Genomic DNA, 21,270 nt, shown 5'->3' with positions numbered 1-21,270 from the left:
CCGGCTCCTATCTTCAGCGGGCGAAAAACAAACGCAGCGTAAAACTTGCGCAGCCCCCGCTTCATCCCCATGCTGCGCCCCACGGGAGAGAAAGCCCCCCAAATCATGGGCCGTGCTTTTTGGAGGATTGAGAATGAGCTTTGCCACGCGGCAGGATGTGCTGGACATCCAGAACGAAATGCCATGGGACGCGCGCGACGTGCCCGCCACCGTCTATCAGATGCTTGCGGAGACAGCGGCGGCCTTCCCCGAGCGACCCGCGATAAGCTATCAGCTTTTCTCCGGACCCACGGACAGGGCGACCACGCTCAGCTGGAAAGAGTTCCACGAGCAGGTGTGCCAGGCCGCCAACCTCTTTCGCAGCCTCAAGATCGGCCCGACGGATGTGGTCGCGCTGGTCATGCCCAACACGCTGGAAACGGCGGTGGCCACGATCGGGGCGATGGTCGCCGGGATCGCCAACCCGATCAACCCCCTGCTGGAGCCCGAGCAGATCGGCGCGATCCTGCGCGAGACCGACGCCAATGTCGTGGTGACCCTGCGCGCCTTCCCCAAGACCGATATCGCCCAAAAGCTTTCCGAGGCGGTGCGTCACGCGCCGCGCGTACACACGGTGCTGGAGGTCGATCTCAACCGTTATCTCACGCCGCCCAAAAGCTGGATCGTGCCGCTGGTGCGGCCCAAGAACCCCGACAACCATCACGCCGATGTCAAAAGCTTCGCCGCGGAGATGAAGAAACAACCCAAATCGCTGACCTTCGCCCCGGATACCGAAGATCGGGTGGGGGCCTATTTCCACACCGGCGGCACGACCGGCATGCCCAAAGTGGCGCAGCACAAGTTTTCCGGCATGGTCTATAACGGCTGGATCGGGCACCGGCTTCTCTTCACCGAGAAGGACAGCGTGATGTGCCCGCTGCCGCTATTTCACGTCTTCGCCTGTCACGTCATCCTGATGGCGATGATCAAGTCCGGTGCGCATGTGGTCTTCCCCACACCCGCGGGCTATCGCGGCGATGGTGTGTTCGACAATTTCTGGAAGCTCTGCGAGCGCTGGAAGACGACCTTTGTCATCACCGTGCCCACCGCGGTCGCCGCCCTTATGCAGCGCAAGGTCGATGCCGATGTCTCGACGGTGAAGAATGCGTTTTCCGGCTCGGCCCCGATGCCGCTGGAACTGTTCAAGCGGTTCGAGAGTGCCACAGGCATGACGGTGATCGAGGGCTACGGCCTGACCGAGGCGACCTGCCTTGTGTCCTGCAATCCGCCCTCAGGCGAAAAGAAGGTCGGCTCGGTCGGCGTGCCGTTTCCGCATACGGATGTGAAGATCTTTACTCAGAAAAACAGCGCTTCGGTGGAATGCGACACCGACGAGGTCGGCGAGATCTGCATCTCGAGCCCCGGCGTCTATGCGGGCAACACCTATACCGAGGCCGCCAAGAACGCCGATCTCTTCTTCAACGACAGGTATCTGCGCACCGGCGATCTGGGCCGGATCGACGCGGACGGGTATCTTTGGATCACTGGCCGGGCCAAAGACCTGATCATTCGCGGCGGGCACAATATCGACCCCGCCGAGATCGAGGAGGCGCTGATGGCGCACACGCAGGTCGCCATGGCCGGTGCGATCGGTCAGCCCGATGCGCATGCGGGCGAGATCCCCTGCGCCTATGTCGAACTGGTCGAAGGCGGCAGCGTCACGGGTGAAGAGCTGCGCGAGCACTGCAAGGTTCACGTGCACGAGCGCGCCGCCGTGCCGCGCCACGTCGAAGTGCTGGACGAATTGCCAAAGACCGCCGTCGGCAAGGTCTTCAAGCCGGACCTGCGAAAGCGGGCCATCACCCGGATCTACGACGATGCGCTCTCGCAGGCCGGAGTGGCCGCCCATGTCGCCGAGGTGATCGACGACAAGAAGCGGGGTCTGGTGGCCCGGCTTGAAAAGACCGGCGACGCCGTGGACGAGACCGCGCTGGCCGAGACCCTTGGCCAGTTCACCCGTCCGTGGGAGTGGAAGACCGACTGAAACGACCAGGTCGGGACTTGACGCCGATCAAAGCGGCGGTCGGAGGGACAGAGCACAGTGTGCGCCGGGCAGATCTTGCCCGGTTGCAAGGATGGAGCTCTAACATGGTCGAGAAATCGCACACTGCCGGTATGTGGCCGGCCTTTTACGAACCTTTCCGCCAGTTCGGCACCCGCGTGGCCGACTGGCTGTCGCCCGCTTCGGACGCCAAGGCGGATGACAGCGCCTACCGCATCAGCCTTGAACTGCCGGGCGTCGAGGAAAAGGATATCGACGTCACCGTGCATGACGGCGTGGTGAGCGTGAAGGGCGAGAAGACCGCCGAGCGCGAAGAAAAGAGCGATACGTGGTTCTTTTCCGAGCGGCAGTATGGCGCGTTCAGCCGCACCTTCCGTCTGCCCGGCGACGCAGAGGGCGACAAGGTGGAGGCGCATCTCAAGGACGGGGTGCTGACCATCACGGTGCCGAAATCGGCGCCCAAGACACGCGAGGCCGCAAAGGTTGCGATAAAAACCGGCTGAGCCCGGTCAGCCGCGCAGATCGAGGATCTCGGAGGCCGCGCGCCGCTCAGTCCGGTAGCGGTTCACCGCAGCGGTCTCGTCCGCATAGCCGAAACTGACGGCGCACAGCACCACGCGGTCCTCGGACAGGTTGAAATGCCGCCGGATCAGTTCCGGATAGGCGGCCACGGCAGCCTGCGCGATGGTGGCCACGCCCCGGGCGGTGGCCGCCAGCATGAAGGCGGTCAGGAAGCCGCCCGCATCGAGCGCGCCATAGGGGCCAAGCACCTTCGGGATATGCAGGATCGCGACGTGGGGCGCATCGAATAGTTCGAAATTGCGGCGCGACTGGCGCGCGCGGGCGGGCTTGTCCTCGCGTGCGATGCCCGCCGCCTCGTAAAGCGCGTAACCGCAGGCCCGCCGCCGGTCGCCGAGGACACCGGGATAGCCCTCGGGCCACGACAGGTCCGGCGCGGGCACAGCGCCGCTGTCGACCTCGGCCAGAAGCGCCGTGCGAAAGCGCTCGGTCTCGGGCGCGCGGGTCACGATCAGCTCCCAGGGCTGGACGTTGTTCCAGCTCGCGGTATGGCGGGCGGTGTCCACGATCTCTTCGATCACGGCGTCGGCGACGGGATCGGGCCGGAAGGCCCGGCAGGACCATCGTGCCTGCATCAGGCGATTGAGCGTCTCGGCGTCCTCGGTCATGCGCACCCCCCCTAGCTGTTGGCCATCACGTAACCCACCGCGCCGGCGACGATGAGGCCCAGCACCACGGCGATGGCGATCTTGACCGGCGACCAGGGTCGCTCGCCCTGGACCCGCCCGCTGCGACCGTTGACCACGAAGCGATAGGTCTTGCCGCGGTACTTGTAGGCGGCCAGCCAGACCGGCAGCAGGATATGCTTGAAGGTGACATCGCGCATGTCGGTGTCGATGCGGTGGATGCGTTGCTGATCGCCGCCGATGTCGAACCGTACGTCGCGGATGATCACCGCGTCCATTTTCACCCGCGCCTGTTCGAACCCGGTCGCCAGCGGAACCTGATAGCCCTCGGCGCGGAACCCGGCAAGAAATTGCGGGCTGTAGGGCTTCAGCGCGCCAAGATCCCACGGCTCGAGCGCATCGGTATAGCGCGCGGGCAAGGATCGCGACGCCAGCACCAGCACGTCGTCAAAGGCACGCGCAACCCTTCCCGACGCCGGCGTCCAGCGGATCTTGGCGACCTGACGACGCTGGCGTTTGCCCTCGTGCATGACGGTGACCGTTTCGTAGTAGACCGTGCCGCGTTCGCCGGTATAGCGCGAGGTAGTGTCGGCATCGAAGGTCCAGTAGGGCACGTAAATGCCCTGCATCCGGCGGCCATTGCGGGCATAGTCCTGCAACCCTGAAGGCGCGAACCAGAGGCTGCCAAGCCAGTCGGTCATGGCCCGCCGCGCCGCGCCCTCATCAAGCGCGAAGGGCAAGAGACCGCGCGGCTTGATATGCCGGTGGGTGCCGGTGTCGGTGACAACGGGCGTGGCGCAGAACGGGCATTCGGCGGCGTGGATATCTGGGGCGAATTCCACCTGCGCACCGCAATTGGTGCAGCTCAGGACCCGGGTTTCCTCGATCTCCTCGGTGGCCAGCTGCCCGGCGACGGCCTTGTCGAAGCTCAGCTCGCGGATGGCCGTGACGGGGTGCGCGGCAGGTTCGGCTGCCTGCGCGTGACCGCAATAGTCGCAGACCAGCGCCCCCGCCCCGGGATCGAAGCGCAGGTCGGCGCCACACTGATCGCAGGGGAACCGATGCTCGGCCGGGGTCGGGGCGGTGTCAGCCATCAGAGATACTTGTGCAACGGGCGCGGCGTGATCCGGCGCAGCGCGCCGTCGCGCAGCGCCGTATGCCGCCAGAGGTGGAAGATCGCGTGGCCCAGCGCCGCGCCGCCCAGGATGAGCAAGAGGCTGCGCGGATGCGGACCGGGGAGCGTCACGCCAAGGCTCGCCAGCGCCAGCGAAAGCGCGGACCAGCCCAATAGCGCATACATCGCCCGGCTGAGCCAAGGGTGGGCCGCGCGCAGCGGCCCGGTCAGTGCCGGACCGGGGCCGTTCTGCAGACCCAGCACGGCCCAGATCGCGACCATCGCGCCGCCGGACAGGATAAAGACCCAGCCCAACGCGCCGTAGATCCTGTTATCGACCGACAGCAGGAACAGCAGCGACAGCGCCGCCGTCCAGTGCAGGATCGAGGTGAGCAACTGGCGGGACATCACCGCCCGCGTCACGCGCCCGGCGGCGGCGGCGGCAACACGGTGAAGAGCTGCGCCAGTTCCTGAACCTCGCCCGCCGTCATCCAGCCATCCTGCCCTGCGGTCCATACATGGGTGTCGCGCGTCAGTTTGCCGTCCGTGGCCATGCGCCCCAGCGCGGCCTTGGAATAAGGACCGTGCGTCTGGCCGTTCTCTGCGATGTGCCAGACATGTTCGACCGGTGGCGGCGGCGGCGCGGGCACGGACGCCGTGTTCGGCTGCGGCGCGGCGCCCCACGGCCCGACCCGGCCCATCTGGTTGGCCATCGCCATCCCCATCCCCATGCCGAGGCCCGCCCCCATGCCACCCCCGCCCGAGGGGTTGGAGGCGGCCTGCGTCATCGCCTCGGCGGCGGAGTATTCGGTGAACCTGCCAAGATCGCCCGCCAATCCCATCGAGGTCCGCTTGTCCAGCGCCTTTTCCACCGCAGGCGGAAGCGAGATGTTCTCGATATAGAATTCCGGGATCGTCAGCCCGTATTCGGCCACCACCACCGAGATTTCCTTGGCCACCAGCTTGCCCAGATCGGCGGTGTTGGCCGCCATGTCGAGCACCGGAATACCGCTGCCTGCGATGATCCGGGAAAAGGCCTGCACGATCACGTTGCGGATCTGGTACGAGATCTCGTCCATCGTGAACTCGCCATCGGTGCCGACGATCTCGGTCAGGAACCGGGCGGGATCGGTCACACGCACCGAATAGCTGCCGAAGGCGCGGATGCGCGTCGGCCCGAACTCGGGGTCGCGCAGCATGATCGGGTTCTTCGTGCCCCATTTGAGGTCGTTGAACCGCGTCGTGTTGACGAAGTAGATCTCGGATTTGAACGGGCTTCTGAAACCGTGATCCCAATGCTGCAGCGTCGTCAGGATCGGCATGTTGTTGGTCTCAAGCAGGTAGAGACCGGGCGTGAACACATCCGCAAGCTGGCCCTCGTGCACAAAGACCGCCGCCTGCCCCTCGCGCACGGTGAGCTTGGCGCCGTACTTGATCTCGTGACCTTCGCGTTCGAACCGCCAGACCATCGTGTCGCGGGTGTCGTCCGTCCAGTGGATGACGTCGATGAATTCACCGGAGAGGAAATCGAAAATGCCCATGAAAAACCTCCTGAGATGGTCAGCTCGGCCCCAGCCGGCCGGCAAGGATGCGGGTGATGATCGGGCGCGCCTCTTCCAAAGACATGCCCGGCTCGAGCGCGGGATTGTAGAGGATGCGCAGCAGCTCCTCGTCATGCGTCGTCAGAAGCGCGAATTCCTCGTCATCGTTGAAGATCGACGGGCGCGCGCGCGGGCTGTCATTGGCCAGGCCAAGCCCCTGCGCCAGTTCCTCGTGAATGCAGGCCAGCCGCTGCAGCGCGGTGTTTTCCGAACGGATATAGGCCAGTGCGACGCGGTACTCATGCTCGTTCTCGTAGCCCGCCGCGATCACGAAACACTGAATCGCGCGCGGCAGGTTCGAGAAGAAGACGAGGTTCGGCTCCTGAAAATTCGGCATGATTTCAAGCGCGCGCGTCCGCGCCTGCGCGCCGTCATCGGCGCTCATGATCATGACCGTGAAATTGGGATCCCGGTTGCTGACGGAAATCGAATGGCCGGTGAGACGCGCCAGGCGCGCGGCGTATTTGGCCACGTTGGCGCGGTCGCGCGCGCGGTGCTCTTGCGGCACATTCGCGCCAAATTCCACGCCAATACGGATAGGCACGCGCCACTTCTTAAGCCGACCGGCCCGCCCGTCGGACGGGCGCAGACCACCATTGCGCTGGTATTCGTTGTAGAACGCGATGCGCTCGAAATTGCGCTTGAGGTCGGTGTCGGTATAGGGCGTGTCGATCCCGCCACCGCCGGTGCGCATCAGATCCTGCGCCACAAGGTCGTTTTCCAGCCGCCGGTAATAGCGCGTCAAAGCCTGGCTCGCGGCAGAGGGCGCAGAGCCCTCGGGCGCGGGCGGCACAAGGCCTGCGGGCCGGGCCTGCGGCTTGGCCGTCGGCGCGGGCGGCGGCGCGGCCAGACACCCCGCAAGCGCGAACGCCCCGATCACGGCGGCACACGCCCGCCCTGCCCTTATTCGCCTGCCCATGCGCCCTGCCTGCCCTCTCAGCCTTGCGGCACGGCGGTGCCGGCGTTGTCGCCCACCCCGTCCCGGCGCGCCTTGGCGGCGGCCAGCGTGTCGCGCAGCTCTTTTTCCATTTTCTTGAGCTCTTCCTCGGCGGCGGCGCGGCGTGCTTTGCCTTCATCGGCGATCTGCAGGCTTTCCTCGATGGTGCCGATCAGATCCGCGTTGGCCTGTTTCACCGCCGCGATATCGAAGACGCCGCGTTCCATCTCCTCGCGGATCATCTTGTTGGCGTCGCGCAGGTTCTTGGCGTTGGCCGTCAGAAGCTCGTTCGTCAGGTCATTGGCGTCGCGCACCGCACCGGCGGCCTCGGCCGAGCGCTGGATCGTAACCGCCTGCGCCAGCTGCGTCTCCCACAGCGGCACGGTGTTAACGAGCGTCGAATTGATCTTGGTGACAAGGCTCTTGTCGTTTTCCTGCACCAGCCGGATCGAGGGCAGCGACTGCATCGTCACCTGACGCGTCAGTTTCAGATCATGCACCCGGCGTTCAAGGTCGTCGCGCGCCGCACGCAGGTCGCGCAATTCCTGCGCCTTCATCACCTGGTCATTCTCTGGGGCGTCCTGCACCTCCTGCTCCTTGGCGGGGATCTCCTTGTCATCAAGCTGCTTCAGCTTTTCCTCGCCGGCGGCGATATAGAGCGCCAGTTCGTCGTAAAATTGCAGCGTCTTCTCATAGAGCAGGTCGAGCGACTTGATGTCCTTCAAAAGCACATGCTCGTGCTTCAGCAGGTCATCGGTGATCTTGTCGATCTGCGCCTGCACAGTCTCGAACTGCGCCGTGAACTTGGCGAAGGGCGCGGCGCGCCCCAGAAGTTTTTCCCAGAAGGTCCGCTCGCGCCGCACATCGAGTTCGGACACCGAAAAGCCCCGGATCGTGGTGACGATGGAGCGCAGCGAATTGCCCGCTGGGCCCACATCCTTGTTACGCACGCCCTGAAGCATGGCCTGCGAGATCTCCTGCAACTCGGCCTGCGCGGCGGACCCGAAAGACACGATCGAGTTCGTGTCGGCCATGTCGATCTCGTCTATCCGCTGACGGATCTCGGCGCTTTCCTCGGGCGCGGCCTTTTCCAGGGCCACGATCTCGGTCGCGGGCTTCGGTTCGGGCAGGATCACCCGGCTGACTTCCTCCACCTCGGCCAGCGCCGCCTCGGCCTTACTGCGAATATCGTCTGACATGAATGTGTCCTCTTAGGTTAGGGAGTATCTCCAAGCCGGACGCCCTCGCGTTCCAGCCGGTCGCGCAAGACGCCGATTTCCACTTCCAGATCGGTGTTGTTATCTTCCAGAAGCTTGCGTGTCTTGGCGACGAAATTCTCTTCGAGATCAGTCAGTAGCATCATGTAATCGGACCGTGCGTCGGCATCGCGGGATCGCGCGTAGATATCTGCAAACTTCACCGTCGCGTCGCGCGCGCCCATGAGGTAGACGCCCAGGTATTTGCGCGCCGCGGTCAGATCGCGCGGATCGTCCTCGACCGTGCGCAGCATGTCGCGCACAGATAGCTGAAATCGTTCCAGCCGCGCCTCGGCCTGCCGGTCGCCGGCGCGCTTGATCGCGTCTGTCATGGCGGAAAGATAGGTTTCGGCCTGATCGACCACGCGCGCCACGCGGTCGGTCTGCATCTTGTCGATGCCCTCCATCCCCTTGTCCTTCATCGGGTCGAGCCCGAAGGCGAAGCTGTGCAGAACGGCCCCCACCACGGCATAGATCAACGGCGCCACGATCCCATCCGAGGCCGCGAAGCCCGCAAGGCCCAGCCCGAGCCCCGTCAGAACCGAGCCGAAGAGCTTGCGCGGGATGCCCGGCGCGCGCGCCACCTTGCGCGCCTCGTAAGCTTCCTGCGCGAGGATCCCCTCGCGCGTCAGCCACGCCGCCAGCAGCAGCATGCCCAGCGCCAGAAGGTTGAGGATGAGGCCCGTCGGCCCCGAACTGAAGGCCTGCCAGACGAGCGGCAGCGGCGCGAGAAAGAGCAGGTTGACGCGCCCGCCCGCGCGAGTGCGGCGCGCGCCGTGGAACGTGCCGCGTGCGACGGGGCTTTGTTCCGGTCCCCCCCCCTCGGGGCTGTATTTTCCGCCATAGCGCCGCGCCATCACACGCCCCCGGCGACGGATACAAACAGAATGAGAAGCACCAGCAGAAAAAACGCCAGTTTCTGCAGCCCGGTTTCAGACATGTGCCCCCTCGGTCCCGTCAATGCCCATTGAACTTAGGCGATGGACCCGCACCTTGCTAGGGGGAAGTTTTCGCGTCCCGCCCCGTGATGGACCGGCGCGGTGTGATCGCCTATGATCCGGCGTCGGGGCTTTGCGGAAAAGAGGAGACGGCATGACATCGGTGCGGCTCAGGCTGCTGGTTCTGGCGCTTCTTCCGCTTGTGGTGCTTCTGCCGCTCCTGCTTGCGCTTGCGGTCGGGCGGTGGGCGGCCAACTACGACGACGTGCTGACGCGCAACGTGGAAAGCGACCTGCGCATCGCCGAGCAATATCTCGACCAGATCCTCATCACCACGGGCCGCGACGTCACGGCGCTTGCGCGTTCGGCGCAACTGCACCAGGCCACGGGGCTCAGCCCGCAGGGGTTTCAGGCCTTCCTGAATTCCGAACGCGCCCGGCTCGGCCTAGATTTCCTTTACCACCTCCCGCCCGAGGCGGCGCGCGCCGCCGCGCGCGACTGGCCGGTGATCGCGGCGGCCCATGCCGGCGGCAACGCCACCGAGATCGACATTTTCGGACCCCGCCAGCTGCGCAAGATCGATCCCCTCCTGTCGGCCCGCGCGCGCATTCCGCTGATCGACACCGAAGCCGCGGTGCCCACCGACCGCATTGTCGAGGATCGCGGCATGGTGGTGCACACCGCCACCGATCTGGCCCTTCCGGGGGTGGGTGGCGTGCTGGTGGGGGGCATTCTTCTCAATCGCAACCTCGATTTCATCGATACGATCAACGCGCTGGTCTACCAGTCCGACGCCGCCCCACCAGAGGACGGCGAACGGCAGGGCACGGCGACGCTCTTTCTGGAGGATGTGCGCGTGTCGACCAATGTGCGGCTGTTCGAAGGCGCGCGCGCGCTTGGCACGCGCGTCTCGGCGGTGGTGCGCCGCGCGGTGCTCGACGAGGGGCGGACGTGGCTCAACCGGGCCTTCGTGGTGAACGACTGGTACATCTCGGGCTACCTGCCGCTGACCGATAGCTTCGGCACCCGGGTCGGCATGCTTTATGTGGGTTTTCTCGAAGCGCCCTTCGTCGCGGCCAAGCGCGCGGCCTACTGGCTCATCTTCGGGGCCTTCGCGGGCGTACTGGCCTTGACCGTGCCGCTCTTCCTGCGGCTGGCGGGGGGCATTTTTTCGCCGCTCGAACGCATGACGCGCACGATGCAGCGCGTCGAGGCGGGCCATCTGGAGGCGCGCATCGGTCCGGTGGCCGCACGCGACGAGATCGGCGCGGTGGCGGCCCATCTCGACAGCCTGCTCGACCAGGTACAGGAACGTGACCGTGCGCTGCGGTCCTGGGCCGACGAACTCAACGCCCGCGTCGAGGATCGCACCGCCGAGCTGCGCGCAGCCAACCAGAAGCTTGAAGCCACCTACCAGCAGCTCGTGATGAGCGAGAAACTGGCCGCGATCGGCGAAATCACCGCCGGCGTGGCGCATGAAATCAACAACCCGGTGGCCGTGATTCAGGGCAATCTCGACGTGATGCGCGAAGTGCTCGGCGCGGACGCGGAACCGGTGGCCACGGAGCTGGCGCTCATCGATCGCCAGGTCGGGCGCATCAACGCCATCGTCGGCAAGCTGCTGCAATTCGCGCGGCCCTCCGAATTCGGTGCGTTCGAGGAAAGCGTCGATATCTCTGCCGTGCTCGACGATTGTCTGGTGCTCGTGGATCACGTCTTCGCGCGCGGCGACATCGCCGTGAACATCACCCGAGACGCGGCCCCGGACGTGCGCATCAACCCCGGAGAGCTGCAGCAGGTGATCATCAACCTTATCGTCAACGCGGCCCAGGCGATGGAAACCCAAGGCCGGCTCGACATCCGCGTCACGGCCGCGGACCGCAACGGGCGCGATGGCGCCGCGCTCGTCGTTTCCGACACCGGGCCGGGCATCGACACGGACCGGCTGACCTCGGTTTTCGATCCGTTCTACACCACCAAGCCCGGCGAAGGCACCGGCTTGGGGCTTTCGGTCAGCCAGACGCTTATCCGGCAGGCCGGCGGGCTTATCAGCGTGCGCAATCGCGCCACCGGCGGCGCGGAATTCACGGTCTGGCTGCCGGCAAGCGAAGATCAGGCCGAAGACGCCGCCTGAGCCGCTCTTTCATCTGGCGAAAAGTACCTCGGGGGTTCGGGGGCAGCGCCCCCGACGAAGAAACCTGCGCAGCGCAGCCGCACCGCTCACTCACAGATCCCAGGCCGCGCATTTGCGGTCGATGGTCTTGCGCGACACCCCAAGGCGGCGCGCGGCCTCGGCGCGGTTGCCGCCGCAGCTGTCCAGAACGCTCAGGATATGGCGCTGCTCGACCAGTTCGAGCGTTTCGATCGCGGCCTCGCCGGTGATCCGCCCGTGGCCGGCGAATTCCTCGGGGAACTGGCCCAGGATGACCGACCGTTCGATCATGTTGCGCAGCTCGCGCACATTGCCCGGCCAGTCGTAGCGCGCCAGCTTCAACAGCACGTCCTCGTTGAGTTCCAGCGCCGGCAGAGCCAGACCCCGCGACATCTCGCTCATGAAGAGCGCCGCAAGCTCCACGATATCCTCGGTGCGCTCGCGCAGGGGCGGCATCTCTATGTTGACCACATTGATGCGGTGAAAGAGGTCTGCCCGGAACCGGCCTTCGGCGACGGCCGCCTCCAGATCGGCATTGGTGGCAAAGAAAAAGCGCAGGTTAAGCGGGATCTCGCGCTCAGCGCCGAGGGGGCGGATGCGCCGGTCCTCCAGCACGCGCAAAAGCGCCGCCTGCACCTGTTCGGGCAGTTGCGCCACCTCGTCGAGAAAGAGCACGCCCCCGTCGGCATGCAGAAAAAGCCCGTCCTTGCGCCGCGCGCCCCCCTCGACCACGCCGAAAAGCTCCTCGGCGATGTGATCGGGCGAAATCGCGGCGCAATTGACCGCCACGAAGGGCGCCTCGGCGCGGTCCGACAGCCCGTGCAGCGTGCGCGCGGCGATCTCCTTGCCGGTCCCGCTCGCCCCAGTGAACAGCACCGTGCTGGGCGTGGGCGCCACCTTCACCAGCATCTCGCGGACCCGCGTGATGGCCGGCGAGTTGCCCAGAAGACGCCCCTGCGCCGCCGTGCCGCCATCCGACAGCGCGTGTTTCAGAAGATAGTTCTCGCGCGCCAGACACTTGCGGTCGAGCGCGCGCGCCACGGCGTTGAGGATCTGGTTGGCGCGAAACGGCTTGAGCACGAAATCCGCAACGCCGGTGCGCAGGGCCTGAATGGCGGTGTCGAGATCGGCATAGGCGGTGATCATGATGGCGTCGGCGAAAAGCCCGACGCGCCGCTGTTCGCCCAGCCACTCCAGCCCGGTCTTTCCGGGCATGATGTTGTCGAGAATGATCAGGTCGAAATGCGCCTGGTCCAGGATCTCGGCGGCCTGCGCCGCCGAGCGCGCCTGCTCCACCCGCTTGACGCGCGGCTCGAGGATCTTGGTGAGAAAGTTCCGCATCCCCGGCTCGTCGTCGATGACAAGCACCGACGCCGCCTGCAGGTTCTCCCCGTAGTCGTCACGGCGCGGCTCCGTCTCAGGGGGACGGGCCCGTGTCGCGGCGTGCGGCGCCGTCATTCGTCGGCGTCACCCAGACGCACGTCTGGTCCGGCATTGACCTCGCCCGTACCGAACCCGATCTCATGGAGCGCGTACCACGCCCCGACCGAGATCAGCCCTATGGCCACGAAGGCCGTCAGCATCGCTTTCATTGGTCTGTCTCCTTTTTGGCGGTTGACGCAACGCGCAGGAACTCCACGAGGTCACGGCGGTCCGCGGCGGCGGTGATGCGCTGCATCGGCATCTTGGACCCGGGAATATAATGATCCGGACCGAGATCGAACAGGGCATCGATCGTGTCATCCGACCAGACGATGTCCGACCCGGCCAGCGTCTCGGAATAGGGATAACCCTCGACCGCGCCCGCGCGTCGCCCGAAAAGACCATAAAGCGTCGGCCCGGCCTTGCGCGAGGGCGGCGGCGTCAGCGCATGGCAGATCGAGCATTTGCGCATGAACTGCCGTTCGCCATTGGGCATGTCCTCGGGGTCGCGCAGGAAGGACCGCGTCGCGCCGCCCACGGGCTCGAACTCGTCCAAGAGCGCCACCGGCCAGGCAAAGGCCACGTCCTCGATCCCGCCGGCATAGATGCGGCGGCCGTCAGGCGAGAAATCCAGCGCCCAGACCGGTCCCTGCCGCATGGCGCGGAAATCCCGCATGATCCGCCATTCGGCGGTGTCGATCATCATGATAAAGCCGTGCCCGTCGCCCACCGCCAGTTGCGCCGTGCCCTCGTGATAGGCCATCGACAGGATCGGCCGCCTGTCGAGCGAGAAATCGCGCAATGTCTCGCCGGTCTCCGGCGCGACCACGCGGGTGACGCCATCGACCGCGCCATAGGCCAGCCATGTCTCGTCCGGGGCAAGGATCAACCGGTTCACGCCAAATCCCTGATCGACGATCACACGCGGCTTGTCCTCCGGCGCGTTCAGGTTCCAGACCCGGATCGTCCCGTCCGCGGACGAGGAATAAAGACGCGTGCCATCCGGCGAAAACGCAAGGTCACTCACGCCCGCGCCGTGGCCTTTCAGGAACGTACCAGAGCCGCCCGATCGCGGCCAAAGCCCGATAGAGCCATCCCAGCTGGCCGAGGCGATGGTCTGTCCGTCGGGCGACAGGCGCAGTTCCGCGACTTTTCCCTGATGCCCTTCCAGGCGCGTGGAGGCTCCGCTTTCGAGGTTCCACAGGATGACGTCAAAATCGTCGCCGCCCGACATCGCCATGCGTTCGTCCAGGAACCGCACGGTGATCACCGCCGCCTCGTGCCCGTCCATCCAGCGCGGTGTCCGGTCTTCCCACAGCCCCACGGAATTGTCGAAACTGGCGGTGGCCACCTGCCCGGTCACGTCGTGCACATCAAGGCCCATGACCGGGCCGCCATGCCCCTTGAGCGTGGTGAAGTCCTGCGCCGCGGCCGGTGTCAGGCCGGCCACGGCGAGAAACCCCAGAAGGGAAGCGAGCCTTGCGCGCATGTCACTCGGCGGGGGTCGCCGCCTTGGAGGGATCGGCGGCCTTGCCCTTTTCCTGCAGCTCCTCGAGCCAGAGCGAATGGTGCTCGCGCGCCCATTGTTCCTCGACCTCGCCAGAGCCCATGGCGTCATAAGCGCCTTCCATGCCGACCGAGCCGATGTAGATATGCGCGATGATGATCGCCATCAGCACAAAGCTGACGATCGCGTGCCAGAGCTGCGCGTACTGCATCTCCTCATGCGGGGCGAGCTGCGATGGCAACGCGCCGAACCCAAGGGTTTGCGGCAGACCGGTATCGTTCAGGATGTTGAACGTCTTGGCGAACATCGGCAGTTCGAACGGGAACAGCAGCGACAGGCCCGAGGCCGAGATCGACGCGCCGAGGATGATCACGGACCAGAAAATCACCTTCTGGCCGGCGTTGAATTTCTTGGCGGGCGGGTGCACCCCCTTCTTGAAGATGCCACCGCCCACGGCGATCCATTTCAGGTCGGTCTTGTTGGGGATATTGTGACCAACCCAGAAGACGAAGGCCAGCACGAGCCCCAACATGAAGGCCCAGGAGACATTGTTGTGGATCCATTTCGACGCGATGGCGGCGGTTGAAAACGCCTCGTGTCCGAAAACGGGAATGATGAATTGCCGGCCCATTAGAACCAGAAGTCCGGTGATCCCCAACAGGATGAAGGACCCGGCCATGAGCCAGTGGGCAAACCGTTCGACGGCGCCGAACCGCGTCACAGTGCGTCCGGTCTTCTTGCCGTCGATTCGGATCCGGCCGCGGACAACGTAGAAGACGGCAAGGGCGATGATCGTGCCCAGAAGCAGCCAGCCACCGTATTTCGTCAGCGGCCCCTCGCGGAACTCCAGCCACCACATGCCGCGGTCCTGGATGAGAACGCGGGCCGGGGCGCCGCCGGAAGAGACGGTCACGTCGGCGGTGCCATAGCGCAGCGCGCTCCAGACGTCAGAATCTGACGCGCCGCCTAGAGATCCAAGCTGACCGACCATGGCGCCGGCGCTGTCGGGATCGTCGGACCGCGCGCGGCTCGGCACCTCTTCGCCGCGCTGGCGGGCCAGGATGTCCTCCAGCGTCTGCGCGCCGCCGGTGGCGGAGCGATCGGACACCGGCGCTTCGGTTGCGTCCTGCGCGGCGGCCCCTTGGGTCAGCGGCGCGGCCAGGATCAGCGAAAGAACGAGGGTGAGCAGAAGTCGTGCCATGGGTGTGATTCCTGAATGTCGTTGGACATTGAGCACGGGGGGCGGCCCGATCAGGCCGCCCACCCGGTTGTTTTTGGCTGGACAGATCGGGTGGGCAGTTTGCCCACCCTGCGCGACCGTTTGCGGGCCGCGCGCGTCCTTAGCCGCCCTTCTGGTCGTAGGCCGTGCCCCAACCCCAGGCGCCCGAGCCGAAGCCACGGGAGACGACACGCTCGCGATAGATATTCGCGACGATGTCCCCGTCCCCGGCCAGAAGCGCCTTCGTCGAGCACATCTCGGCGCAGATCGGCAGTTTGCCTTCCGCGATCCGGTTGCGCCCGTACTTCTGGAACTCGGCCTGGCTGTTGTTCTCTTCGGGGCCGCCGGCGCAGAAGGTGCACTTGTCCATCTTGCCGCGCGATCCGAAGTTGCCAGCCTGCGGGAATTGCGGCGCGCCGAAGGGGCACGCGTAGAAGCAATAGCCGCAGCCGATGCAGAGGTCCTTGGAGTGGAGCACCACCCCTTCCTCGTTCTGGTAGAAGCAGTCCACCGGGCAGACCGCCATACAAGGCGCATCGGAACAGTGCATGCAGGCCACCGAGATCGAACGTTCCCCGGGGTTACCATCCTCGATGGTCACCACGCGGCGCCGGTTGATGCCCCAGGGCACCTCGTGCTCGTTCTTACAGGCGGTCACGCAGGCGTTGCACTCGATGCAGCGTTCGGCGTCACAGAGGAATTTAGCTCTTGCCATATCCTATATCTCCTTAAGCTGCCGTGATTTTGCAGAGAGTCGCCTTCGTCTCCTGCATCTGGGTTACCGAGTCGTAGCCGTAGGTCTGCGCTGTGTTGGTGCTTTCGCCCAGCACATAAGGATCGGCGCCGTCCGGATATTTGGACCGCTGATCCTCGCCCTGGTAATGGCCGCCGAAGTGGAATGGCATGAAGGCTACGCCCTCGCCCACCCGGTTGGTGACCATCGCCATGACCTTGACCTTGCCGCCTTCGGGTCCTTCGACCCAGACCTGCTCGCCATCCCGCACACCAAGGTTGTTGGCGTCGCGCGGGTTGATTTCCACGAACATGTCCTGCTGAAGCTCGGCCAGCCACGGGTTCGACCGCGTCTCGTCGCCGCCGCCCTCGTATTCCACAAGGCGCCCCGAGGTCAGAATGATCGGGAAGTCCTTGGAGAAGTCGTTCTTCTGAATCGACGCATACAAGGTGGGCAGGCGATAGTCGTGACGGTCCTCATAGGTGGGGTAATCCGCGACCAGATCGTAGCGGCTCGTGTAGAGCGGCTCGCGGTGCACCGGCACCGGGTCGGGGAAGGTCCACACCACAGCCCGCGCCTTGGCGTTGCCGAAGGGCGCACAACCATGCGCGATCGCGACACGCTGGATGCCGCCCGACAGGTCGGTCTTCCAGTTGGTGTCGGGGCCTGCGATGGCGTCGATCGTCTCGCGCTCTTCCGCGGTCAGATCGCCGTCCCAGCCAAGATCCATCAGCATCTGCATGGTGAATTCCGGATACCCGTCCTGGATTTCCGATCCCACCGAGTAGACGCCTTCGGCCAAGAGGTTGTCGCCGTCCCGCTCCACGCCGAAGCGCGCGCGGAAGGTGAGACCACCCTCGGCCACCGGCTTGGACATGTCGTAGAGGTTCGGCGTGCCCGGGTGTTTCATCTCGGGCGTGCCCCAGCTCGGCCACGGCAGACCATAGTAGTCGCCATCGGCCGGACCGCCCAACGCCTTGAGCGTCGTACGGTCAAAGGTGTGCTGGTTGGCCATGTGCATCCGCAGACGCTCCGGGCTCTGGCCAGTATAGCCGATTGTCCACATACCGCGGTTGATCTCGCGCAGCGTGTCTTCGATGTTCGGCGTCACGCCGTCATCCTCGATCGCGATGTTGCGGAACATCCGGTCGTGGAAGCCGAACTTCTGCGCGAAAAGACCGATGATCTCGTGATCCGTCTTCGACTCGAAAAGCGGATCGACCACCTTCTCGCGCCACTGGATCGACCGGTTGGACGCGGTGACCGAACCATAGGTCTCGAACTGCGTGCACGCCGGCAGCAGGTAGACACCGTCGGTGCGGTCATGCAGCACGGCCGAGACGGTCGGATAGGGATCGATCACGACAAGCATGTCGAGCTTTTCCATCGCCGTCTTCATCTCGGTCATACGGGTCTGAGAGTTGGGCGCGTGGCCCCAAAGCACCATGGCCCGCACCTTGTTCGGCTGGTCCATGTTGGCTTCGTCTTCCAGAACGCCGTCGATCCAGCGCGACACGGGAATGCCCTTCAGATTCTGAAGCGAGCTTTCCTTGCCATCCTTGCCAGTGATCTTGTCGAACTGACCGGCAAGCCATTCGGGATCTTCACCCCAGACACGCGCCCAGTGGGCCCAGGCCCCGCCCGACAGGCCGTAATAGCCTGGCAGGGTGTGGCTCAGAACACCAAGGTCCGTCGCGCCCTGCACGTTGTCGTGGCCGCGGAAGATGTTGGTGCCACCACCGCTGGTGCCCATGTTGCCAAGGGCCAGCTGCAGGATGCAGTAGGCGCGGGTGTTGTTGTTGCCGTTGGTGTGCTGGGTGCCGCCCATGCACCAGATCACGGTGCCCGGACGGTTGTTGGCCAGGGTGCGCGCAACGCGCTCAAGCTGGCTGCCCGGCGTGCCGGTGACGCGCTCGACCTCTTCGGGCGTCCACTTGGCCACCTCGGTCTTGATCTGGTCCATCCCCCAGACGCGGGTGCGGATGAACTCCTTGTCCTCCCAGCCGTTCTCGAAGATGTGCCACAGGATCCCCCAGACCAGCGCCACGTCGGAGCCCGGACGGAACCGGACGAACTCGTCGGCATGGGCCGCGGTGCGGGTGAAACGCGGGTCGCACACGATAAGCGGCGCGTTGTTCTGCTCCTTGGCCTTCAGAACGTGCAGCAGCGAAACGGGGTGTGCTTCCGCCGGGTTGCCGCCGATGATGAAGATGGCCTTGGAATTGTGGATGTCGTTATACGAGTTCGTCATCGCCCCGTAGCCCCAGGTGTTCGCAACACCGGCGACCGTGGTCGAGTGACAGATCCGGGCCTGGTGATCCACGTTGTTCGTGCCCCAGTAGGCGGCGAACTTGCGGAACAGGTAGGCCTGTTCGTTGTTATGCTTGGCCGAGCCGAGCCAGTAGACGCTGTCGGGACCGCTTTCTTCGCGGATCGACATCATGCCGTCGCCGATCTCGTTGATCGCCTGTTCCCAGCTGATCTTCTTCCACTCGCCGCCCTCTTTCTTCATCGGGTACTTGAGGCGGCGTTCGCCGTGGGCGTGCTCGCGGACCGCGGCACCTTTCGCGCAGTGGGCGCCCAGGTTGAACGGGCTGTCCCAGCCGGGTTCCTGGCCGACCCAGACGCCATCGCTTACCTCGGCGACGACCGTACAGCCGACCGAGCAGTGCGTGCAGACCGATTTGACGGTCTCGACAGCCTGCGTCGCAGCAGTCTGGGCGTTGGCGCGGGTGACGGTGCCACCGGTTGCGCCGATTGCGGCAAGGCCACCAATGGCCAGACCGGAGCCGCGCAGAAATGCACGGCGGTCGACGGATTTGCCGGCGACCTCAGACAGGATACTTGTCCGCTGGGGGCGTCTCGCAACCCCGTTGGTCTTTTTCCTAAGCATGTTTCAATCTCCTCCCTGTGCCCCTTTATCTCAGGGGTTGGGTACTAAGGATGGTCAAGCACCAGCGGTCGGGCCAATCGCTACCAGTTGCCGGCACAGCGGGGGTGACGTCGTCCGCCTTTAAAAGCGGGCGCTGTCGAAGTAGGCGCGCGTATGCGCAGTGTCCTGCATCTTTTCAGACGACAGGTCGGGCGCGGCGGCTTCGGCCGTGCCGGTGGACGCAACAGTTGCGACCGCGACCGCGGGCGCGCCGGTGGCGGCCAGTTTGAGAAAATCGCGACGGCTGCTGCCCTCGGTTTTCTGGCTCATGAGAGTCCTCCTCTCTTTTGGTGACGGGCAAGCCCGCCGGTTCATGCGGATCTCTCCGCGCTCATCCGGAAACCCTCGGCCTCGATCTCCATGAACACCCGGCCGACAGCGCCGACCGAGGCATAGAGAACCGAATTCTTGGCGGCCTCCAAATCCGTGAAAAAATGCCCGGCCCAGGGGCCGATATGCTTGTTGAAGAACGTCTTCTGATCGCTCAGCGACGCGGGCTTGCCGAAACGCCCGGCAATCAGACCGGCCATCATCTCCATCAGCGACGCGATATTATCCTCGGGCTCATAGACATTCTGCGCGCGGGTCATGCCGCGCGCCGCCATGTCCCGGCGCAGCGCCGCCAGCGGTTTTTCGTTCAGGAACCCCGTCAGGTAATAGCTGGCATAGGGTAAAAGCTCGCCACGGCCCAACCCGATGAAAAGCGCATTGAATTCCCGCTCCACCGCCTGCGGCTTGCTGTGCTTTGCGATCCGCGACAGCGCGGCGACAGCGGTGCCCAGGTCGGTCTGATCGTCGCCCGACAGGCCGGCGGTCTGCTTCAAAAGCCGCTCAGCCGGCGGGGCCGACAGCAAAAGGCCAAGAAAATCATAAAGATCGGCGCGCAGCCGGTCTTCTTCGGCGATCTTCTGGGGTGCCTCGGTGGGTGTCATCCGTACCTCTTGCTGGGTCATGCAGTACCGCCTGCGTGATCTTCGAATGCAAAGCGCATTCTGCGACGGGGACCCGCATCTTCCGCTACATCTTCTCCGTGCGCAACCGGGTCATCCTGCACTGCGGCGAGCGGTGAATTGGCGTCGGTTTCGGCCTCGGTCTCGGGCGTGTCATCCGCCTCGGCATCGGCTTCGGCAGTATCTTCCGGCGCCTCGTCGCGGCCTGGCCGCGCGAACGGATCCTCGCCGGCCTCTCTGGCAGCGTCCTGCCGCGCCAGTTCCTCGACATGGGCCATCATGCCCTTGCCAACCTGGTAGGCTGTCTGAAGGTTTTCGACCACGGTGGCCTTGTCGGTGAAATCCTCGCCGTAATCCAGTAGGCCGTCGAGATTGGCCAGCGCCGGATTGCTGAGCCAGAGCCGGCGCAGCGCACGGCGGCGGATGCGGTCCGGCACGGCCTTGGCCATGAAGGCCTTGAAATCCGCGCCCTCGCCCAGCGTGTCAGGATCGGGAAGACCGAGATCTTCGAGGATCTCCTCATCGGTCTTCTCTTTAAGCGCCTCGTCGCGCGCGGCAAGCTCGGCGGCCTCGCGGGCCTTGGCCTCAGCGCGCTCCTCGGCCTCCACCTGCGCCTTGCGGCGCGACCAGAAATCGCCGCCCCGGCTCATTGCAAACGCTCCTTGCGCTTCAACGTGGGGGACCGGAACACATCGCTGGTCTGCGCGATGCGCGGATCGCCGATGCCGTCCTGCTTGCGGTCCACATCAACCCGGTCGCGGCGGCGCTTCTTGAATTCCTCTTCCTTATGGTAGGCCCGCGCGAAATCGCGCACCCACGCCGCCAGCCCTTCTGGCATCGGCACCTTCTCGACGATATCCTCGCCATTGTCGGCATAGTCCTGCGCCTCATAAGGCGAGGCGGTGACCAGCACCGCGTCGAGCGGGCATTCGGGCGACGTCGTCTGGCGCAGCACGACATAGACGGACGGCGTGCGCGACGACAGCCCGTGCAGATAGGCCTCTGTCTCCGCGCCGTGCAGTTCGAGCGTCAGGGTCGCCGCGTGATACTCGGTGATATCCTGTTCCTCTCGCAGAACGCGCCAGTCCGCCGGGCCCGCGCCCGGCAGGACCGCGACAGCCTTCCATGCCCAAGCCGCCCAACGCGTTACACCGGGTGTGCGTCGAATGACGACCCCGAGCGGCATCGTGGCGTACATGTCCGGATTGTGGATCATGAAGGTCGTTTTCTCCCGTTAGAATCAGATTGGAAAAAAAACCGAAG

20 protein-coding genes are annotated in these 21,270 nt (G+C 65.1%); 3 read left to right on the top strand and 17 right to left on the bottom strand.

Features of this window, described 5'->3' with window-relative positions:
- Positions 1 to 133: 133 nt before the first annotated feature.
- Positions 134 to 2,023, top strand: coding sequence for an acyl-CoA synthetase (locus EZV60_RS01030; protein WP_135501256.1), 1,890 nt, complete (start codon positions 134 to 136; stop codon positions 2,021 to 2,023).
- Positions 2,024 to 2,127: 104 nt separating this feature from the next.
- Complete coding sequence (locus EZV60_RS01025; RefSeq protein WP_135501254.1) at positions 2,128 to 2,544, top strand: Hsp20/alpha crystallin family protein; 417 nt, start codon at positions 2,128 to 2,130, stop codon at positions 2,542 to 2,544.
- Positions 2,545 to 2,550: 6 nt separating this feature from the next.
- Here the strand turns inward: EZV60_RS01025 and EZV60_RS01020 are convergent, their stop codons facing one another.
- The 7 genes from EZV60_RS01020 to EZV60_RS00990 are packed head-to-tail and all read right to left on the bottom strand — an operon-like array spanning position 2,551 to position 9,011.
- Positions 2,551 to 3,228 carry a nitroreductase gene (locus EZV60_RS01020; RefSeq protein ID WP_135501252.1) on the bottom strand — a complete coding sequence of 226 codons (678 nt, stop codon included), beginning with the start codon at positions 3,226 to 3,228 and terminating at the stop codon, positions 2,551 to 2,553.
- Between the two features lie 11 nt (positions 3,229 to 3,239).
- Positions 3,240 to 4,340 carry a TFIIB-type zinc ribbon-containing protein gene (locus tag EZV60_RS01015; protein WP_135501251.1) on the bottom strand — a complete coding sequence of 367 codons (1,101 nt, stop codon included), beginning with the start codon at positions 4,338 to 4,340 and terminating at the stop codon, positions 3,240 to 3,242.
- Positions 4,340 to 4,768: a hypothetical protein gene (locus EZV60_RS01010; RefSeq protein ID WP_135501249.1), complete on the bottom strand. Its 429-nt coding sequence runs from the start codon at positions 4,766 to 4,768 to the stop codon at positions 4,340 to 4,342. The genes EZV60_RS01015 and EZV60_RS01010 overlap by 1 nt, the downstream gene beginning before the upstream one ends.
- 11 nt (positions 4,769 to 4,779) lie before the next feature.
- Complete coding sequence (locus EZV60_RS01005; protein ID WP_135501247.1) at positions 4,780 to 5,901, bottom strand: SPFH domain-containing protein; 1,122 nt, start codon at positions 5,899 to 5,901, stop codon at positions 4,780 to 4,782.
- A 19-nt stretch (positions 5,902 to 5,920) separates the two neighbouring features.
- Positions 5,921 to 6,841 (bottom strand): DUF2927 domain-containing protein, encoded by a 921-nt coding sequence (locus EZV60_RS01000; RefSeq protein ID WP_245306161.1) that lies wholly within the window; start codon positions 6,839 to 6,841, stop codon positions 5,921 to 5,923.
- A 56-nt stretch (positions 6,842 to 6,897) separates the two neighbouring features.
- Entirely contained in the window at positions 6,898 to 8,097 is a 1,200-nt protein-coding gene (locus EZV60_RS00995) for a toxic anion resistance protein (RefSeq protein ID WP_135501243.1), read from the bottom strand.
- Between the two features lie 17 nt (positions 8,098 to 8,114).
- Positions 8,115 to 9,011 carry a 5-bromo-4-chloroindolyl phosphate hydrolysis family protein gene (locus tag EZV60_RS00990; RefSeq protein ID WP_135501241.1) on the bottom strand — a complete coding sequence of 299 codons (897 nt, stop codon included), beginning with the start codon at positions 9,009 to 9,011 and terminating at the stop codon, positions 8,115 to 8,117.
- Between the two features lie 235 nt (positions 9,012 to 9,246).
- Here EZV60_RS00990 and EZV60_RS00985 point away from each other — a divergent pair, with 235 nt between their 5' ends.
- The gene (locus tag EZV60_RS00985; RefSeq protein WP_135501239.1) at positions 9,247 to 11,226 is read left to right on the top strand and encodes a sensor histidine kinase; all 1,980 of its coding nucleotides are present in this window, start codon (positions 9,247 to 9,249) and stop codon (positions 11,224 to 11,226) included.
- Positions 11,227 to 11,316: 90 nt separating this feature from the next.
- On the opposite strand, the gene EZV60_RS00980 is transcribed toward EZV60_RS00985, so the two are convergent.
- From EZV60_RS00980 to EZV60_RS00940, 10 genes are all read right to left on the bottom strand, one after another.
- A complete protein-coding gene (locus EZV60_RS00980) occupies positions 11,317 to 12,702 on the bottom strand; it encodes a sigma-54-dependent transcriptional regulator (protein ID WP_135501237.1) in 1,386 nt (461 codons plus the stop codon).
- Positions 12,699 to 12,836, bottom strand: coding sequence for a hypothetical protein (locus tag EZV60_RS18965; RefSeq protein WP_167853431.1), 138 nt, complete (start codon positions 12,834 to 12,836; stop codon positions 12,699 to 12,701). Before EZV60_RS18965 ends, EZV60_RS00980 begins: the two co-directional genes overlap by 4 nt.
- Positions 12,833 to 14,155: a c-type cytochrome gene (locus EZV60_RS00975; protein ID WP_135501235.1), complete on the bottom strand. Its 1,323-nt coding sequence runs from the start codon at positions 14,153 to 14,155 to the stop codon at positions 12,833 to 12,835. Before EZV60_RS00975 ends, EZV60_RS18965 begins: the two co-directional genes overlap by 4 nt.
- 1 nt (position 14,156) lies before the next feature.
- Positions 14,157 to 15,374, bottom strand: a complete 1,218-nt coding sequence (locus tag EZV60_RS00970) for a formate dehydrogenase subunit gamma (protein WP_135501234.1) — start codon at positions 15,372 to 15,374, stop codon at positions 14,157 to 14,159.
- 139 nt (positions 15,375 to 15,513) lie between these two features.
- Positions 15,514 to 16,107, bottom strand: a complete 594-nt coding sequence (gene fdh3B, locus EZV60_RS00965; protein WP_135501232.1) for a formate dehydrogenase FDH3 subunit beta — start codon at positions 16,105 to 16,107, stop codon at positions 15,514 to 15,516.
- A 13-nt stretch (positions 16,108 to 16,120) separates the two neighbouring features.
- The gene (locus EZV60_RS00960) at positions 16,121 to 19,018 is read right to left on the bottom strand and encodes a formate dehydrogenase subunit alpha (protein WP_135501230.1); all 2,898 of its coding nucleotides are present in this window, start codon (positions 19,016 to 19,018) and stop codon (positions 16,121 to 16,123) included.
- 120 nt (positions 19,019 to 19,138) lie between these two features.
- Complete coding sequence (locus EZV60_RS00955) at positions 19,139 to 19,327, bottom strand: ubiquinol-cytochrome c reductase iron-sulfur subunit N-terminal domain-containing protein (RefSeq protein WP_135501228.1); 189 nt, start codon at positions 19,325 to 19,327, stop codon at positions 19,139 to 19,141.
- Positions 19,328 to 19,368: 41 nt separating this feature from the next.
- A complete protein-coding gene (locus EZV60_RS00950; RefSeq protein ID WP_135501226.1) occupies positions 19,369 to 20,010 on the bottom strand; it encodes a TorD/DmsD family molecular chaperone in 642 nt (213 codons plus the stop codon).
- Complete coding sequence (locus tag EZV60_RS00945; protein WP_135501224.1) at positions 20,007 to 20,657, bottom strand: DUF3306 domain-containing protein; 651 nt, start codon at positions 20,655 to 20,657, stop codon at positions 20,007 to 20,009. The genes EZV60_RS00950 and EZV60_RS00945 overlap by 4 nt, the downstream gene beginning before the upstream one ends.
- Positions 20,654 to 21,223, bottom strand: a complete 570-nt coding sequence (locus EZV60_RS00940; RefSeq protein ID WP_245306160.1) for a DUF3305 domain-containing protein — start codon at positions 21,221 to 21,223, stop codon at positions 20,654 to 20,656. The genes EZV60_RS00945 and EZV60_RS00940 overlap by 4 nt, the downstream gene beginning before the upstream one ends.
- Positions 21,224 to 21,270: the final 47 nt, after the last annotated feature.

The sequence above is a fragment of the Roseovarius aestuariivivens genome (assembly GCF_004761875.1).
Classification (GTDB): Bacteria; Pseudomonadota; Alphaproteobacteria; order Rhodobacterales; family Rhodobacteraceae; genus Roseovarius; species Roseovarius aestuariivivens.
Note: the sequence above shows the minus strand (reverse complement) of the source record. Positions and strands in the feature narration are given on the sequence as shown.

What these genes read in the sequence shown, in the direction of transcription:
- EZV60_RS00945 (WP_135501224.1), bottom strand. Translation starts at nt 20,657, where the DNA reads ATGAGCCGGGGCGGCGATTTCTGGTCGCGCCGCAAGGCGCAGGTGGAG.
- EZV60_RS00950 (WP_135501226.1), bottom strand. Translation starts at nt 20,010, where the DNA reads ATGACCCAGCAAGAGGTACGGATGACACCCACCGAGGCACCCCAGAAG.
- EZV60_RS01025 (WP_135501254.1), top strand. Translation starts at nt 2,128, where the DNA reads ATGGTCGAGAAATCGCACACTGCCGGTATGTGGCCGGCCTTTTACGAA.
- EZV60_RS00975 (WP_135501235.1), bottom strand. Translation starts at nt 14,155, where the DNA reads ATGCGCGCAAGGCTCGCTTCCCTTCTGGGGTTTCTCGCCGTGGCCGGC.
- EZV60_RS00970 (WP_135501234.1), bottom strand. Translation starts at nt 15,374, where the DNA reads ATGGCACGACTTCTGCTCACCCTCGTTCTTTCGCTGATCCTGGCCGCG.
- EZV60_RS01020 (WP_135501252.1), bottom strand. Translation starts at nt 3,228, where the DNA reads ATGACCGAGGACGCCGAGACGCTCAATCGCCTGATGCAGGCACGATGG.
- EZV60_RS18965 (WP_167853431.1), bottom strand. Translation starts at nt 12,836, where the DNA reads ATGAAAGCGATGCTGACGGCCTTCGTGGCCATAGGGCTGATCTCGGTC.
- EZV60_RS00960 (WP_135501230.1), bottom strand. Translation starts at nt 19,018, where the DNA reads ATGCTTAGGAAAAAGACCAACGGGGTTGCGAGACGCCCCCAGCGGACA.
- EZV60_RS00940 (WP_245306160.1), bottom strand. Translation starts at nt 21,223, where the DNA reads ATGATCCACAATCCGGACATGTACGCCACGATGCCGCTCGGGGTCGTC.
- EZV60_RS01030 (WP_135501256.1), top strand. Translation starts at nt 134, where the DNA reads ATGAGCTTTGCCACGCGGCAGGATGTGCTGGACATCCAGAACGAAATG.
- EZV60_RS01005 (WP_135501247.1), bottom strand. Translation starts at nt 5,901, where the DNA reads ATGGGCATTTTCGATTTCCTCTCCGGTGAATTCATCGACGTCATCCAC.
- EZV60_RS01015 (WP_135501251.1), bottom strand. Translation starts at nt 4,340, where the DNA reads ATGGCTGACACCGCCCCGACCCCGGCCGAGCATCGGTTCCCCTGCGAT.
- EZV60_RS00995 (WP_135501243.1), bottom strand. Translation starts at nt 8,097, where the DNA reads ATGTCAGACGATATTCGCAGTAAGGCCGAGGCGGCGCTGGCCGAGGTG.
- fdh3B (WP_135501232.1), bottom strand. Translation starts at nt 16,107, where the DNA reads ATGGCAAGAGCTAAATTCCTCTGTGACGCCGAACGCTGCATCGAGTGC.
- EZV60_RS00980 (WP_135501237.1), bottom strand. Translation starts at nt 12,702, where the DNA reads ATGACGGCGCCGCACGCCGCGACACGGGCCCGTCCCCCTGAGACGGAG.
- EZV60_RS01010 (WP_135501249.1), bottom strand. Translation starts at nt 4,768, where the DNA reads ATGTCCCGCCAGTTGCTCACCTCGATCCTGCACTGGACGGCGGCGCTG.
- EZV60_RS00990 (WP_135501241.1), bottom strand. Translation starts at nt 9,011, where the DNA reads ATGGCGCGGCGCTATGGCGGAAAATACAGCCCCGAGGGGGGGGGACCG.
- EZV60_RS00985 (WP_135501239.1), top strand. Translation starts at nt 9,247, where the DNA reads ATGACATCGGTGCGGCTCAGGCTGCTGGTTCTGGCGCTTCTTCCGCTT.
- EZV60_RS00955 (WP_135501228.1), bottom strand. Translation starts at nt 19,327, where the DNA reads ATGAGCCAGAAAACCGAGGGCAGCAGCCGTCGCGATTTTCTCAAACTG.